The organism is Candidatus Avelusimicrobium faecicola, from assembly GCA_900540405.1.
GTDB lineage: Bacteria > Elusimicrobiota > Elusimicrobia > Elusimicrobiales > Elusimicrobiaceae > Avelusimicrobium > Avelusimicrobium faecicola.
Genome location: UQFW01000008.1, coordinates 1 through 15,321, shown reverse-complemented (window position 1 = coordinate 15,321; position 15,321 = coordinate 1). Strand labels below are relative to the sequence as shown.

Genomic DNA, 15,321 nt, shown 5'->3' with positions numbered 1-15,321 from the left:
AATACTATACCATTTTAGTATGGGCAAAAACGGCCTTAAAAAAGGCTAGGGCCTGTTCTGCCGCGGCGGGCATATCCTGCGTGTCGGACAGCAACAGGCGGATACCGTCGCCGGAGTTGGATTTCAAAAATTCAATATGCTCTGCCCCGTACTGCGCAAACAGGCGCGCGGGAAAGTCGGGCGGCATTTGGAAATCCCGCGAGAAAGAAAATTCCAAACGCCCGGGGGCAGATTCTATATGCTGTATTTGCAAGGCGCCCGCCTGTGCGGAAAGAGCAAATACTCGCGTTAAATTTTTTATTTCCTGCGGAACCGGGCCGCACAAATCGGCCAGGCGCACTAAAATTTGTTGGGTTTTGGCTTCGTCCGCGCCCATTAGCTCCTTATAATATTTTAAGCGTTCCGCGTCGTCGGGCAGGTAATCCGGCGGGATAAACGCCGCCAGGGGCAAATTGACGGTGGCGCGCAACTCCCGCTTGACGGGAAGCCCCTTGAGTTTTTTGACTTCGTTAGCCACCAAATCACAATATAAACTCAAGCCAACCTCGTTTACATACCCATGCTGTTTAACGCCTAATAATTCCCCGGCGCCGCGGATTTCCATATCCCGCAAGGCAAGCTTAAACCCGCTTCCCAAATCCCCAAATTCCATTAAGGCGGCCAAGCGTTTTTTGGCTTCTTCGGTGGGGTCTTTTTCCTGTTTGGGTTTCCAGGCCACGGCGGCCAGTTGGTTAAACGACGTTTCTTCGGCCGGGGCCGTTTTTTTGAACAGCCAATCCGGGTGGAATAAATAGCAATACGCTTTGGCACTGCCGCGCCCGATTCGCCCGCGTAATTGGTACAGTTGGGCCAAACCGAAGTTTTGGGCGTTTTCCACAATCAGCGTGTTGGCGTTGGTGATGTCTATGCCGGATTCTATAATGGTGGAGGCCAGCAGAATATCATACTTGCCGTTGTTAAAATCCCAAAGGGTTTGCTCTAATTCTTTTTCGTCCATTTGGCCGTGCGCCATACAAATACGCGCCTGCGGAACCAGTTTTTTTAAGAACAGGTAGCGGCTTTGCATACTTTGCACGCTGTTATATACATAATATACTTGTCCGCCGCGGGCCAATTCTTGCGTAATGGCGGCGGAGGCAAGCTCGTTATTCCACGCGGTGACGACGGTTTTAATGGGCGTGCGCCCCCGGGGCGGCGTATCTATTAAAGAAATATCCCGCAGGCTGGAAAGCGATTGGTTTAAGGTGCGCGGAATGGGCGTTGCGCTTAACATTAAAGTATGCACGCCGGCGCTTTTGGCTTTGATTTTTTCTTTTTGCTTGACGCCGAAGCGGTGTTCTTCGTCAATAATTACCAGGCCCAAATCCTTAAAAGAAATATCTTTGCTCATCAGGCGGTGCGTGCCGATGATAATATCACATACGCCGTTTTTAATTTCCTGCACCACCTGTTTTTGTTCTTTGGGGCTTTGGAAACGGCATAACATCCGCACCGTGACAGGGAACCCCGCCATGCGTTTACTGAAAGTTTTGTAATGTTGGTCTGCCAAAATGGTAGTAGGGACCAATACCATGGTTTGCTTGCCGGATAGCGCCACCCGCAGGGCGGCCCGCATGGCCACTTCCGTCTTGCCAAACCCCACATCCCCCACCAGTACGCGGTCCATGGGTTTGGATAATGTCAAATCCCGCAAAACTTCTTCTATGGCTTGGCTTTGGCCGGGGGTCAGCGTATAGGGGAAGGAATCGGCAAATTCCTGTTCTATGCGCGGGTCACCGGGGGTAAGGGGGGCCTGGGTGGCTTGGCGGCGGGCTTCCAACTGTAAAATTTCTTTAGCGGTTTTTTGGGCGTCTTCTTTTACGCGCTGTTTTACTTCCCGCCAGGCTAAACCGCCCAGGGCGGAAAGCGCCGGGATTTTGCCGCCGGCCCCGATGTATTTTTGTACTTTTTTGAAGTCATACATGGGCACATATAATTTACTGCCCCGGCGGTATTCTATAATCAGGCAATCGGTGGGGTTTTCGTCTTTATCCATTAGCTCTAGCCCCAGGTATTTGCCAATGCCGTGGTTTTGGTGGACGACGTAATCGCCGGGGGCCAGCTCTTTGAACCGCACGCGCTTGGCGCCTTCCACGTCAAAATGTTTAATAACGGCGGCCGCATCATAACGGCGGTCTAAAATTTCGCAGGAAGTAATCAGCGCGAATTTTTCCGCCGGACAGGTAAACCCTTGGGTGAGCGGAGAAATTTGGAGCGGTGTTTTAGATAGCGCGGGGTAATCGCGGAAAATTTCGCTCAAGCGGTCCAGTTCCCCGCGGTTTAAGCAACAAACGGTTAGGTGGAGCCCGCGGCGCTGTAAATTTTGCGCCTCCCGCTCCAACAATTTCCAATCGGCCCCAAAGCGCAGGCCGGCTTGCAAACCGCAATCCGTTGCGCCTGCGCTAGGCAGTAAAGACACCACCGCCGCTTGCGGGTACGGCGCAAAATCCGTTTCCCGCTCCGGCTCCTCAAACACATACACGGCTTGGGGCGTATACGGCTGAAGCGGCGCGGTTAAATGCTCAAAACGCAAGGGGATAATGACGGCCCGGGCGATGCCTTCCCGCGTGTTTTGGGTGTCCAAATCAAACTCCGCCATGGACTCAATTTTATGGCCGGAAAAATAAAGCCGCAGGGGGCGTTCTTTATCCGGGCAGAAAATATCCACCACACTGCCGCGCACGGCATACTGGCCGGGGGCTTCGGTGTAATCTTCCCGTTGGTAGCCGGCGTTTTCCAATGCATCCAGTAAATCTTGGCGGCGCAACGTGCCCCCGCGCTCTAAACATAGCAGGCGGCGCTGAAATTCCTGTTCGTCCGGGTATAAGGCGGATAAATCCTGTGCGGACAGGCTGATTAAAAAGGGGCCGCCCTTTTGGGTGAGCCGGTAGAGCGCCGCCATACGGCCCGCCGTGGCTTCCGGCATGGAAATAATGCGCACATTTTGGGGCGCAAAGGTGTGGGCGGCGGCTTCAAACGCGGCGGAATCTTCCTCGCTTTTGCGCACCCAAACGACGTTTTTGCCTTGGGTTAAAAAATGTTGGCACACAAAGTACGCACGGGCCGCCGCATTGGGCAGCCCGTAAAATACCGGGGGAAAAGAAGTTTGTTCCTTATTCATAACGGTTAATAGCTTTTAGGTTCCGTTCCTTTTATAAAAGCTTCCCAGAATTTATTGCGCTCCGTGGGCATGGCCAGTTTGCCGGTAGCCGGGTTGATGTACGCAAAAGAAATGCCTTCCGGCACGGCAAAATCGTCCTTGGCCTCGTTTTTTAAGACTTGCTCCATAATGTCCGTCCACCACCGGGCGGCGGTACTGCCGGTAAAGCGGGCGCCATTTTCGTGCGAGGTGTCGTCGTCATAGCCCATCCAGGCGGCGGCCGCGGTGTGCGGGGTCATGCCTACAAACCACATATCGCGGTGGCTTTGGGTGGTGCCGGTTTTGCCGGCTATCGGGCGGCCTAACCGCGCCGCGGCGGTGCCGCTACCGCGTTGGACTACGCCTTTCATCATATTAATTAACAAATAAGAATTTTGCGGAGAAAACGCCGCGTCTTCCACGGAAACGTGTTTTTCAAGCACGCGGCCGTTGGCATCTTCCACGCGTTCCACATAGTAATTATCGGTATGAATCCCCGCGTTGGCAAAAGTGGACAGGGCGGCCAAATGTTCGTCCATCGTCAGCACGCTTACGCCCAACGCCAGGGCCGGCACGCGGGGCAGGGCGGACGTTATACCCGCTTTGCGGGCCACGCGCACCACTTCCGGCACGCCTACGGCATCAATCAGGTTGACGGCCACCAGGTTTTTGGATTTTTCCAACCCTTTGCGCAGTGTAATCCAGCCGTCATTACGTCCCCCGTAGTTTTTGGGAACCCACACGTTAAAATCTTTGGAAGAAATAAACGGTTGGGAGGCCAGGTCTAACGAATATAAATCGGACATTTCGTTGAAGGTGCGCCAGTTGCGCCCGTCGTTATAAAACATGGTGGGCAGGTCTTTTACCAGGGTGGCGGGGGTGTATTTTTTTTGCAGGGCGGCCATCCAAACATACGGTTTGAACGAGGAGCCCGGCTGGCGTTTGGCCTGGGTGGCACGGTTGAATTTGCTTTCGTCAAAACCGCGCCCGCCTATCAGCACGCGCACGGCCCCGGTTTTTACGTCCCGCACCATAAACGCCCCTTGCAGGCGGGGGTAATCCGCTTGAGGGTCGGTTAATGTGCCGTCTTCTTCCGTGGCGGTTTCGGCCTCGGCGTCGTTGGGGTCAATTTCTATGCCGAGCCCTTTGGCTACCTGTTCGTCCAACTTTTGCAGGCGTTCGTTCATAATGTTTTCCGCCAACGTCTGTTGGTCAATATCTACGGTTGTGTAAATGTTTAGGCCGCCTTTCCATAAAGTTTCCGTGCCGTATTTGGGCTCCAGTATGCGGCGGATATGCTCAATAAAATACAGGCCGGGTTTGTTTTCGGCGGCGGTTTGGCGGGTGGGCATGGGCTCTTTTTTGGCTTCTTCCAATTCTTCCTGCTTGATGTAGCCCTGCTCTTTCATCACTTGCAAAACCAAATTGCGGCGCTGTTCGGCCAGTTTGGGGTTGGCAAACGGATTATAACGGCCCGGCGCGGGAATGAGCCCCACAATGAGGGCCGCCTCGCCGGTGGTGAGGGTATCCAAATCTTTATTAAAATAGCGTTTGGCGGCAGCCTTGACCCCATAGGCTCCCTCGCCCAAATAAATTTGGTTCAGGTAAAGCTGTAAAATTTCCGGCTTGCTGAACTGGTGTTCAATTTGAACGGCCAAAATGGCTTCGCGTATTTTGCGGATGAGCTTTTTTTCCTGCGACAGAAAAACCCCGCGCGAAAGCTGTTGCGTAAGTGTGGAGGCCCCCTGTTTGGCGCGGCCCGTGGCGGCGTCATGCAAGAGCGCGCGGAAAATACCCTTAAACGAAAGCCCGGCGTGTTCAAAAAATTCGCGGTCTTCCATGGCTACTACGGCATTTTGTAAGTCTACGGGAATGTCCGCCAGCGGCACCATACTGCGCTTTTCAATAGAAAATTCATGAATCAGTTTTTGGTTGCGGTCGTATACTTTACTGGTTAAAGAGGGGGTGTATTCTTCCAATTCATACACCGGGGGCAAGCCGGCAAAAATATACCGCATAAAAATTGCGCCGCCCAAGATAAACACAAAAAGCGCGCCTAAAACGCTGAATAAAAAAAGTTTAGTAAAAATAATTTTTTTGAAAGATTTTTTCATATCTTCTCATTATATCAAACTTGGCTCCTGTGCGCCGCGTATGATTTTGCCTGTAAAATAACCGTTTTTTGGTGGCAAAAGTTGGCTAAAAAATAGTAGAATCCTAATATACTGTACTAGGGGATTTTATGTCTTGCAAGAAAGAAAAAGAACCCGGTTGTCTGTATTCGTGCCAAGCACAGTGTGGGGAAACCGCTTTATATGTTCATAATCCTACCACCGTTTGCGCCGCCCAAAGCGCGCAAGCGTATGGGTATGATTTGATTTATGTGGCCAACCCGGAAACCAAAAAAGTGTTTATGTTTGGCGGTGCGGAAGGGTTTTCGGTACGGATGGACGGGAAAGATGCCTCCGCCGTACACGGCAAGGCGTTCAAGCAGGCGTTGCAAGGCCAGCCGGTGCGGTATGCGTGGAGTGCCGATTCTAACGGTAAAACCCTGTATTATCAAACGGCGCTGGTGCCTTTGTTTGATGATTCCGGCCGCGTGGCCAATATTTTGGGGTTGGTGCGCGATATTAGCGCGCACGGCCGGGAAGCCCTGGTGGGGCCGCTACTCAAAGAGCCCAGCGGGCGCACTTTTGCCCAAATGTTATTAGCCGCGCGGGAAGAAGAAAAGCGGGATATATCCAAAGCACTCCATGATGAAATCGGCACGTCTGCGGTGGTGTTGACCTCTTTATTATCTTTGGTAAAAGACAGCGTGTCTTCGGGCAATAAAAAGCAGGCATTAAAAGATATTGCCCAGTTGGACGGCCAAATAAAAAACACCATAGAACGGGTGAAGAACATTATTGTCAGTATGCGCCCGCCCCATTTGGAAGACTTGGGGCTGGAAGGCGCCGCCCGGGAATTATTGGAAAATTTTACTGCGCTTACCGGCGTGAAACACGAATTGGAGTTAGATTATCAGACGGACTTGCCCGTTGCTGAAAACGCATGTATTATGCTGTACCGCGTGATTCAGGAGGGGCTTAATAACGTAGCAAAACACGCGCATGCCAAACTTGTTAAACTATTGCTGCGTAAAACGGAAAAGACTGCCACTGTGCGGTTGGAAGACGACGGCGTGGGTTTTGAGCCGCCGCGTCAGCGTTCCATCCGGCAGGTGGGGCTCTTGGCCATGAGGGACAGTGCCGCCTGTTTGGGCGGAACCTTCAAAATAACCAGTAAACCGGGCTGCGGCACGGTTATTACCGTCACGTGTCCGCGTGTCGTGTACGGGGGGAGAAAAGAACATGATTAAAATTCTGTTAGCAGATGACCACGTAATTGTACGCGACGGCGTAAAAGCCGTTTTGGAACGGAAAGGTAAGGATTTGGAAGTAGTGGGAGAAGTGGGCAACGGGCAAGAACTCGTCACTTGGGCCGAAACCAATGATGCGGATGTATATGTGGTGGATATTTCTATGCCTGTTTTGAACGGGGTGGAAGCTACCCAACGCCTGATAAAAGCCAAGCCGGAAGCCAAAGTGATTATGCTTAGTATGTATGATGACCGTATAGCGGTGGAAAAATCCTTAAAAGCCGGGGCCAAAGGCTTTATTGTAAAGGTATCTACCGCGGACGAAATTGTGGAAGCCATACATGAAGTTGCCGCCGGGCGCTTTTATTTATGCAGTAAAGTATCCAAATATATTGTGCAAGGCTTTTTGGGCAAAACGTCCACCCGCAAGCGGGATGCTACCGGGCTTACCCCCAAAGAAAAAGAAGTCTTGCAACTGATTGCGGAAGGGTACAGCAGCAAACAAATTGCCAAAACGTTCAATTTGTCTTTGAATACCATTCACGTCCACCGCAACAACATTATGAAAAAATTGGCCATACATAAACAAGCGGATTTGGTGCGCTTTGCTATTAAAGAAGGTATTGCACAACTGTAAATAAGGAAGGTCTTTTATCTATGCGTATTATTGCCGGAACCGCCCGCGGGCGGCGTATCTTTTCCGTGTCTAAAAATTTGCCCGTAAAGCCGATTTCGGACCGGATAAAACAATCCCTGTTTGATATTTTGCGCCCGCGCATTACGGCGGCCAAAATGTTGGATTTATTTGCCGGAACGGGCAACGTGTCTTTAGAGGCACTTTCCCGCGGGGCCTTAAAAACCGTTATGGTGGATAGGGAAGGCGCCTGTATTAAAAATATCCACCGCAACTTGGCGCATTTGGGGTTTGAGGACCGCGCCAAAGTGCTGAAAGGGGATGTACTGCGCCCGCTGGATTGGCTAATGCCGTATAGCGATAACGACGGCTATGATATTATTTTTATGGGGCCGCCGTACCGGGACCAAAACAATAAAATGCTGGCCCTTTCGGAACCGGCCCTCAAAAACGTGGCGGATGCGCGGCTATTGGCTCCCAACGGTATTGTGATTTTGCAAACCCATAAAACCGAACAGTTTGCCATCCCGGACGTGTTTGAAATGTACCGCCAAGAAAAATACGGCGATACCCTGGTACACTTTTTCCGCGCCAAAACCAAACAGGATTAGCCCCTTATGTATAGTGATGTATACGAATTAAATTTTTCCAAAATCAAAACCTACCAGGAGTGCCCGGTCCTCTATAAATTAAAATATATAGAGGGCAAGCGCGAGGGCCTGGTGCCGGCGTCTTCTCTCGGGGTGTCCATTCACCGCGCGTTGGAGGCATACCATAAAGAAAGTAATGACCCGTCCGAACTGTTATCTTATTATGATGATTGTTGGTTGGGGGCCGGATATGCCAGCGCGGGCGAGCAAATGGAGTGGTACTTAAAAGGCAAAAAAATGTTGGAAGCCTACGCCCAGCGCGAATATGAACGCAAAACAACGGTGGACTCCACGGAGCGGGAATTTATTTTTGAGCAAAAACCGTGGACGTTCCGCGGCAAAATAGACCGCATTGATAAATGGCCGGACGGCTCTTGGGAAGTAATTGACTATAAAACCGGCACGGATATAGATTTTACCCAAGAGGTAAAAGACTCCTTGCAACTGGGCATTTATGCCGTGGGCGCGCGGCGTGCGTGGGGCTTAAAAAACGGCCGCGCCACGCTGTATTTTGTGGCTTACGGCAAAACCGCCAGTGTGCCGTTTGAAGACTTTGACGAGGAAAAAATCTTAAATACCTTTATTGAGGTTGGCAAAAAAATAGAAGTGAACGATTTTGAGCCCAACTGCGCGCATTGCCCGGAGTGCCCTTTCAATACCCGGTGCGAACATTCGGCTTTGAAAGCGCAGGAACAAAACACGCAAAACGCTTAAAACAAAGCCTGCTTACAGCGGGCTTTTCACTTTAGAGGAATTATGGTGCAGGAATTAATCAAAAACGCAAAACGGATTGTTTTTAAGTTTGGAACCAATGTTTTAACCGCGGATGAAGGCGGATTAGCATTATCACGCATTTACGCATTTATGGAAGATATGGCCCGCCTGAAAGCCAAAGGAAAGGAAATTATTGTTATTACCAGCGGGGCAGTAGGGTTGGGGGCCCAGCGTTTGGGCCTGAAAGAAATGCCGGATTTGGTATCCATTAAACAAGCGTGCGCGGCCGTAGGCCAATGCCGGTTGATGAAATTTTACGAAGACGGCTTTGCCGCGTTGGGCCTTACCACGGCGCAGGTGTTGCTGACGGAAGACGATTTTTCCATCCGCCCGCGGTATTTAAGTTTGCGCGATACGCTTTCGCGCCTGTTGGAGCTAGGCGTAGTGCCGATTATCAACCAAAACGATACCGTTTCCACCAACGAACTGCGCGCCTACAAACAAAACGGCGTGAAGGTTTGTTTTAGCGATAACGACAAACTTTCCGCCCTGGTGGCCGGCGGCCTGGATGCGGATTTGTTGGTTATTTTGTCCGACATTAACGGCTTATACAATGCGGACCCGCGTAAAGATAAAAATGCCAAACTGATTACGGAAGTCAAACAAGTGACGCCGGAAATTGAAGCCGCGGCGGGCGGCGCTTCCAAACGGGGGCGCGGCGGAATGCGTACCAAGTTGGAAGCCGCCAAAGTGGCCACCCATGCCGGGTGCGCCATGGTGATTGCCAACGGTAAAAAGCCGGGGGCGTTAGGCCGGGTGTTCACGGACGAATTTGAAGGCACGTTGTTTAAGCCGGTGGCGGATTTGCCCGGTAAAAAAGTGTGGATTGCGTATTCTACCAATATGACGGGCGGCGTGACGGTCAACAGCGGTGCTTTTAAGGCCCTTACGCAAAAAGGGGCCAGCCTGCTGGCGGCCGGAATGACCGGCGTGGCCGGGGAATTTAACGTGGGGGATATTATCGGCATTTTTGATGAATCCGGCGTAGAATTTGCCAAAGGGATGGTTAATTATTCCAGCGGGGATTGCGCTAAAATTTTAGGCTGCCAAAGCGAAGAAATTGCCAAAAAACTCGGCGGCAAAAATTATGATGAAGTCATCCACCGCGATAATATTGTAGTGCTGTGAGGATAAAAATGAATATGCAAGAACTGGCCCGAAAAGCCAAAGCCGCCTCCACGCAACTGGCGTTGTTGACGTCCGCGCAGAAAAACGCGGCCCTGGCGGCCATGGCGCACGCCGTGGAAACCCGCGCGCAGGAATTATACGCCGCCAACCGTTTGGATGTGCAAGAGGCGCAAGAAGCCGCCCAACGCGGTACCTTAAAACCGGCCTTACTGGCCCGCTTGAAACTGGACGAAAACAAGTTGCACGCCGTCACGCACGGCATGCGGGAGTTAATGGCTCTGCCGGACCCGGTGGGGCAGGTGTTGGCGGCCACGGAATTGGACGACGGCTTAACGCTTAAAAAAATCAGCTGTCCGTTAGGGGTTTTATTGGTTATTTTTGAGGCCCGGCCCGACGTTTTGCCGCAAATTGCCGCCTTGGCGGTTAAATCCGGCAACGCGGTTATTCTAAAAGGCGGGCGGGAAGCCGTGCGCACGAACGAAGCGTTCTTGAAAATTTTGCAGGAAGCCCTGGCGGCTCTGCCGGGCGGTTGGCCGGAAAATGCGCTTAATTTTGTCAGCTCGCGCCAAGAAGCGGCCGAACTTTTACAGCAGGACGGCCTGATTGATTTAGTCATTCCGCGCGGCGGGAATGCGCTGGTTAAATATGTAAAAGAAAATACCAACATCCCGGTATTGGGCCATGCGGACGGCGTATGCCATATTTATATCGCGCCGGATGCCGCGCCGGAGATGGCATTGCGCGTGTGCGTGGATGCCAAAACGCAGTATCCGGCCGCGTGCAACACGGTGGAAACTTTACTGGTGGATGAGGCTTGGCCGCAGGAAAACGTCAACCGTTTATTGGCGGCTCTGCAAGGCGCCGGAGTAAAAATACACGCTTTGGAAAGCCAAAAAACGCGCTTCCCCGGGTGTATATATACGCCGGAATTAAATTGGCATACGGAATACGGCAGTTTGGATATTTCCGTTTGTTCCGTACCCCAGGTACAGCAGGCCGTGCGGCACATTAACCAATGGGGCTCCCACCATACGGACGCCATTTTAACGCAAGACGAAGCGCGCGCGCAGTATTTTTTGTCGGCGGTGGATTCCGCCGGGGTGTACTGGAACGCCTCCACCCGGTTTGCGGACGGCTACCGCTACGGTTTCGGGGCGGAAGTGGGTATCAGCACCGCCAAAACGCACGCACGCGGCCCGGTGGGGCTTGTGGGGCTGACGATTTATAAATACCGTTTGTGCGGCAACGGGCAGGTGGTGGCCGATTATGTGGGCCCCCACGCCAAACCTTTTACACATAAAAACTTATTAAAAGAGGCAAAATAATATGAAAATCGGATTTATCGGCGCCGGAGAAATGGGCGGTGCTATCATTCGCGGGCTACTGAGCAAAGGCTACCCGAAAGAGGATATTTTAGCCGGCGTGCATACGGAACAGTCCGCCGCGCGTTTGCAGGCGGAGCTGGGCATTACGGCGGGCACGGATAACGTGCGCGTCATCCGGGAAGCCAACTGGCTGTTTCTGGCGGTAAAACCGGCCCAAGTGGCGGCTGTTTTACAGCAAATAGCGGCTTGCGGCACTCCGGCCAAACCGCTTATTTCCATGGCGTTGGGGTGGAGTGTGGAAAAAATCCAACAGGTGTTGCCGTCGTGGCCTGTTATCCGCATTATGCCCAATACGCCACTTGCGTTGGGGGAAGGGGTCACGCTGTTCCACTTTGCCCAAGAAACCCCCAAGCGGACCCGCCGGGAAGTAATGGCACTGTTTGACGGTTTGGGCAAAACGTTTGAAATTTCGTTGCCGCTTTTTGATGCCGCCACCGCCGTTTCCGGCTCCGGCCCGGCCTTTGTATATGCGTTTGTGGATGCGTTTGCCAAAGCGGGCGCGGCGCAAGGCTTGCCGGAAGAACAATCGGCCGCGCTGGCGTTGCAAACGGTTATCGGCGCGGCTAAAATGTTGGAAAGCACCGGGCTCCCGGCCGCAGAATTGGCCCAAAAGGTAGCCACTCCCGGCGGATGTACGGCGGCGGGGATGGACGTAATGCGCGCCTCGGATATGCAAAAAATTCTGACGGATACCATTGCCGCCACCGTGAACAAAGCCAAAGCGGTTGCCAAATAAAAGGTTTTTTAGGCACTAAAAAACGGGGTCTGCTTTTGGGCAGGCCCCGTTTGGTGTTTGCGGCGGTATTAATGATACAAGAAAAACCCGATAATAAATAACCCCAGTACAATGCGGTAAATTACAAACACCGCAAAAGAATGGGTTTTTATGTACTTCATCAAAAAGCCAATCACGCAAAGCGCGCCTAAAAACGCGCTGATAAACCCCCAGCACAGCGGCGCATTCAAATCAGCCGGGGTTAAATGGTGGAGTTCCAGTAGCGCCGCCCCGCCGATAACGGGCGTGGAAAGCAAAAAGGATACTTTGGCGCTATAACTGCGCGACAACCCCAAAAACAGGGCCGCCGTAATGGTAATGCCACTGCGCGATACCCCCGGCAAAATGGCAAGCGCCTGCGCACAACCGATAACAAGCGCGTTTTTCAGCGTGAGGACTTCCACCACGTTTTTGCCGGCTTTCCGGTCGGCCCACCATAAAACCGCGGCAAACACAATTAAACAGGTGGCAATTAACAGCGGGTTTCTAAATACGTTTTCGGCCCAATCCCCCAAAGCAAGGCCGGCTATGCCCGCTGGAACGGTGGCCAGGACCAAATACCAAAGCAGGCGCCCTTGCGGCTCTTTCGGGCGGAACAGGCCGTCTTTAATTAAGCGGTACCAGTCTTTGCCAAAATATAAAAGCACCGCCAGTAAGGTGGCCGCGTGGAGCATTACATCAAAGGCCAAACCCTGATACTGTTGCCCGCGCAAATACGGCAGCAGTACCAAATGGGCGGAACTGGAAATGGGTAAAAATTCGCCCAATGCTTGAACAAGCCCTAATAAAACAGCATCAAAAATAGTCATGGTTATTCCTCAAATTGCACCAACTGCGGGTGGTGGGGGTCGTCAAAATTCAGCACCGCAAAAGAGCCCGGCGCAAAATGTCTGGTTTGTTTGGTGAACAAATGCAGTACAAACGCAATGTTGGGGTTGTGCCCCACGGCGGCCAAACAAGTGGCCTCTTGCATACGCCCGGCCAAAAATTCGCACACGTCGCGGTCGTCGTGCAGGCCGTTTAGCTCGGTGCAGGCTTCCAAGGCGGCGGGTACGGTTTGCGTAATGATTTGCGCCGTTTGTGCGGCCCTTTTAAGCGGGCTATGCAAAACTAGACCGGGGTTTAAGTCCAAGCGGAGTAGTTTTTGCGCGGTGAGTGCGGCTTTTTGTTCCCCTTGCGGGGATAAAGGACGGTCAAAATCCTTTTGAACGCGGGCTTCCAAGCAGGAAAGCGCGTTGGCGTGACGGATTAAAATAAGTGTTTTCATGGGGTGTAAAAGTTCCTTAAAAATGCCATAATGTAAATAAATAATAAAAATCTATTCTATCTATTAATATATCATTTTATGCGGCTTAAATTTGCAAACTATCCGGCGTTGGAAGATGCTTTTTTGCACCTGGCGGGGGAGGAGCGCTCCTCGGCCACGGAGCGTATTTTGGCGGTTTGTCCGTCGGACCGGGTTTCGGCCCGGTTGAAACGCGCGTTGGCCTTGCGCTACGGGGCACTGGGGAACGTGCGTTTTGTTTCTTTCGGGCGGCTCTTAAAAGAGCTGGATGCGGAAGCGGAAACGCCGCAACCAAAATTACTGCCCAATGACGATTTGCACGATTTTATTTTGCGCGAATTGCTTGCCCGCCCGCAGCTCAACCGTTATGCGCCGGGGCGCGGGTTTATTAAAGCCTTAAAAAATTCGTTGCGGGATTTGGGGGATTCCCTGGCGGAGCCGGAAGTATTGCGGGAATATGTTTCCACCGCGGCGGACCCGCGGGTAGAGGCTGACCGCGCCCACCTTTTGTGGCTTTGTGACGTATACGCCGCGTACCTGCAAGCCATGGGGCGCGTGCCGGGGTACCGTTCGTATGCGGCGTTTTTTAAGTCCGCGTTGGAGCGGGTGGAACATTCCGCTTATTTACAGGCTTTTGCGCAGGTGGTTTTTTATGGGTTTTATGATATGACCGGGCGCCAGTTGGAGCTGTTTACCCGCATCGCGCAGTATTATCCGGTGACGGTTTTTGCCCCGTACGAAAAAACCCCCGGCTTTGCATTTGCGGAAAAATTTTTTGCAAGTATCTATCAGCCTGCCCAAGACAAGCAGGAACTTCCCGCCAAATCCGGCGCGTTGGGCGCGGCGCGGGAGGCCCTGTTTGTGCCCGGACATTCGGCCGCGTGCCCGGCCTTGCGTATGGTGCAAGCGCCCGGGGTGCGCGGGGAAGTGTTTTTTGCGGCCAAGCAAATCTTAAAACTGGTGGAAGAAGACGGCTATAAATTTAGTGATATTGCCGTGTTTGCCCGCGGTACGGAAGAATACCGGGACGAAATTTTTTCCGTCTTTGGGCAAAACAAAATTGCGCTGGATGCCGCGGTGGAAATTCCGCTACTTTCCACCCCGCTGGGGATTTTCTGCTTAAATCTGTTTGGGTTGGCGGCTAATAATTTTGCGCGGGAAACGGTGCTTGCGGTGGTCACCTCGCCTTATTTCAGCCGTAAAAATAATTGGCGGTATTTAATTAATGCCTCTTTGGCCTGCCGGGATTATTCCCAATGGACGGATTTAATCACGCCCCAAACCAAACATTATGACCCCGCTTTTTTAAGTTGGTTGGAAAATTGCAAAAACCGTTTGGAGCAGTTAGACCAACCGCTGGACTGGGGCACACTATGCGACCTGGCGCAAGAATTTTTGCAGGAAAATATCGCCCAAGAAACGCTCACCCCGCAGGAAAACGAAATTTTGCGCCAGGTGTTGGCGTGCGTGGATTGTTTTAAGCGCCGCCGTTGCGTGCGGGAACAGGCCCGCCCTAACGAGTTTACGCCGGATTTAATGTCCGCCCTGAATGACTTGCGCCTGCCTAAAACGGTTCATGTGCCGGGCGGCGTGGTGTTTACGGACGCACTGGGGGCGCGCGGGTTGCAATTTAAGGTGGTCTTTTTATTGGGCCTTAACGAAAAATCCTTCCCGCGAATCGTGCCGGAAGACCCGGTGCTGAAAGACTATTTCCGCGCCCGCTTGCGTGACGGCTTGGGCTTTTGGCTCAACCTCACCCGCGCCCGGCTGGAAGAAGAAAAACTGCTCTTTTATATATTGGCCGCCTCTGCCGGCGAAAAATTGTTTGTTTGCTGTCAAAGTGCGGATGATTCCGGTACGCCGAAAATTCCTTCGCTGTATTTTGTGGAAATGGCGCGTGCGGCTTGTTTAACGCCAAAGTCCGCCGCGTGGACGGAAATAAGCGGGCGGGTAGCCAAACGGTTGGCGGAAATTCCCGTGCGTTATTTAACCCCCAAGGAATTATCTACCCGCATCGCTCTGGCCCCGGCGCCCCGGCGCAAAGAGCGCTACCAGACAAGCGGCCTGCTTACGGCGGCGTTGGAACGCTCTTTAACGGCTGTTAAAAATTTAGCGGCTTTCGGCGTGCCTACCGCCTATGACGGGCAAATTGCC

The 15,321-nt window shown here is 52.4% G+C and carries 12 protein-coding genes; 8 read left to right on the top strand and 4 right to left on the bottom strand.

Translation table 11 applies throughout. From position 1 onward, the window contains the following. Window positions 1-4 precede the first annotated feature (4 nt). Complete coding sequence (locus ACQY18_RS01575; RefSeq protein ID WP_428038588.1) at window positions 5-3,160, bottom strand: transcription-repair coupling factor; 3,156 nt, start codon at window positions 3,158-3,160, stop codon at window positions 5-7. Window positions 3,161-3,165: 5 nt separating this feature from the next. Further along, a complete protein-coding gene (locus ACQY18_RS01570) occupies window positions 3,166-5,292 on the bottom strand; it encodes a penicillin-binding protein 1A (protein ID WP_428038587.1) in 2,127 nt (708 codons plus the stop codon). A 128-nt stretch (window positions 5,293-5,420) separates the two neighbouring features. Here ACQY18_RS01570 and ACQY18_RS01565 point away from each other — a divergent pair, with 128 nt between their 5' ends. From ACQY18_RS01565 to proC, 7 genes are read left to right on the top strand one after another with little or no spacing between them, the layout of a single operon-like run. Further along, entirely contained in the window at window positions 5,421-6,536 is a 1,116-nt protein-coding gene (locus ACQY18_RS01565) for an ATP-binding protein (protein WP_428038586.1), read from the top strand. Next, on the top strand, window positions 6,529-7,173 hold the full coding sequence (locus ACQY18_RS01560) for a response regulator (RefSeq protein WP_176777963.1): 645 nt from the start codon (window positions 6,529-6,531) through the stop codon (window positions 7,171-7,173). Before ACQY18_RS01565 ends, ACQY18_RS01560 begins: the two co-directional genes overlap by 8 nt. A 20-nt stretch (window positions 7,174-7,193) precedes the next feature. After that, window positions 7,194-7,781: a 16S rRNA (guanine(966)-N(2))-methyltransferase RsmD gene (gene rsmD / locus ACQY18_RS01555; RefSeq protein WP_176777962.1), complete on the top strand. Its 588-nt coding sequence runs from the start codon at window positions 7,194-7,196 to the stop codon at window positions 7,779-7,781. A 6-nt stretch (window positions 7,782-7,787) separates the two neighbouring features. Next, window positions 7,788-8,534, top strand: coding sequence for a PD-(D/E)XK nuclease family protein (locus tag ACQY18_RS01550; RefSeq protein ID WP_176777961.1), 747 nt, complete (start codon window positions 7,788-7,790; stop codon window positions 8,532-8,534). A gap of 42 nt (window positions 8,535-8,576) precedes the next feature. Further along, window positions 8,577-9,722, top strand: coding sequence for a glutamate 5-kinase (gene proB / locus ACQY18_RS01545; protein ID WP_176777960.1), 1,146 nt, complete (start codon window positions 8,577-8,579; stop codon window positions 9,720-9,722). An 8-nt stretch (window positions 9,723-9,730) separates the two neighbouring features. Then, window positions 9,731-11,047: a glutamate-5-semialdehyde dehydrogenase gene (locus tag ACQY18_RS01540; protein WP_428038585.1), complete on the top strand. Its 1,317-nt coding sequence runs from the start codon at window positions 9,731-9,733 to the stop codon at window positions 11,045-11,047. Between the two features lies 1 nt (window position 11,048). After that, window positions 11,049-11,843, top strand: a complete 795-nt coding sequence (proC, locus tag ACQY18_RS01535) for a pyrroline-5-carboxylate reductase (RefSeq protein WP_428038584.1) — start codon at window positions 11,049-11,051, stop codon at window positions 11,841-11,843. Between the two features lie 68 nt (window positions 11,844-11,911). On the opposite strand, the gene ACQY18_RS01530 is transcribed toward proC, so the two are convergent. Continuing rightward, window positions 11,912-12,691 carry an undecaprenyl-diphosphate phosphatase gene (locus ACQY18_RS01530; RefSeq protein WP_428038583.1) on the bottom strand — a complete coding sequence of 260 codons (780 nt, stop codon included), beginning with the start codon at window positions 12,689-12,691 and terminating at the stop codon, window positions 11,912-11,914. Between the two features lie 2 nt (window positions 12,692-12,693). Continuing rightward, on the bottom strand, window positions 12,694-13,149 hold the full coding sequence (locus tag ACQY18_RS01525; RefSeq protein WP_428038582.1) for a SixA phosphatase family protein: 456 nt from the start codon (window positions 13,147-13,149) through the stop codon (window positions 12,694-12,696). 78 nt (window positions 13,150-13,227) lie between these two features. Between ACQY18_RS01525 and ACQY18_RS01520 the strand changes: the two genes are divergently transcribed. Beyond that, window positions 13,228-15,321 (top strand): PD-(D/E)XK nuclease family protein (locus ACQY18_RS01520; RefSeq protein ID WP_428038581.1); only part of this gene is annotated, 2,094 nt, incomplete at its 3' end.

Bases quoted from the DNA above. Each gene is read 5' to 3' on its own strand.
- ACQY18_RS01575 (WP_428038588.1), bottom strand. From the start codon at position 3,160: ATGAATAAGGAACAAACTTCTTTTCCCCCGGTATTTTACGGGCTGCCC.
- ACQY18_RS01570 (WP_428038587.1), bottom strand. From the start codon at position 5,292: ATGAAAAAATCTTTCAAAAAAATTATTTTTACTAAACTTTTTTTATTC.
- ACQY18_RS01565 (WP_428038586.1), top strand. From the start codon at position 5,421: ATGTCTTGCAAGAAAGAAAAAGAACCCGGTTGTCTGTATTCGTGCCAA.
- ACQY18_RS01560 (WP_176777963.1), top strand. From the start codon at position 6,529: ATGATTAAAATTCTGTTAGCAGATGACCACGTAATTGTACGCGACGGC.
- rsmD (WP_176777962.1), top strand. From the start codon at position 7,194: ATGCGTATTATTGCCGGAACCGCCCGCGGGCGGCGTATCTTTTCCGTG.
- ACQY18_RS01550 (WP_176777961.1), top strand. From the start codon at position 7,788: ATGTATAGTGATGTATACGAATTAAATTTTTCCAAAATCAAAACCTAC.
- proB (WP_176777960.1), top strand. From the start codon at position 8,577: ATGGTGCAGGAATTAATCAAAAACGCAAAACGGATTGTTTTTAAGTTT.
- ACQY18_RS01540 (WP_428038585.1), top strand. From the start codon at position 9,731: ATGAATATGCAAGAACTGGCCCGAAAAGCCAAAGCCGCCTCCACGCAA.
- proC (WP_428038584.1), top strand. From the start codon at position 11,049: ATGAAAATCGGATTTATCGGCGCCGGAGAAATGGGCGGTGCTATCATT.
- ACQY18_RS01530 (WP_428038583.1), bottom strand. From the start codon at position 12,691: ATGACTATTTTTGATGCTGTTTTATTAGGGCTTGTTCAAGCATTGGGC.
- ACQY18_RS01525 (WP_428038582.1), bottom strand. From the start codon at position 13,149: ATGAAAACACTTATTTTAATCCGTCACGCCAACGCGCTTTCCTGCTTG.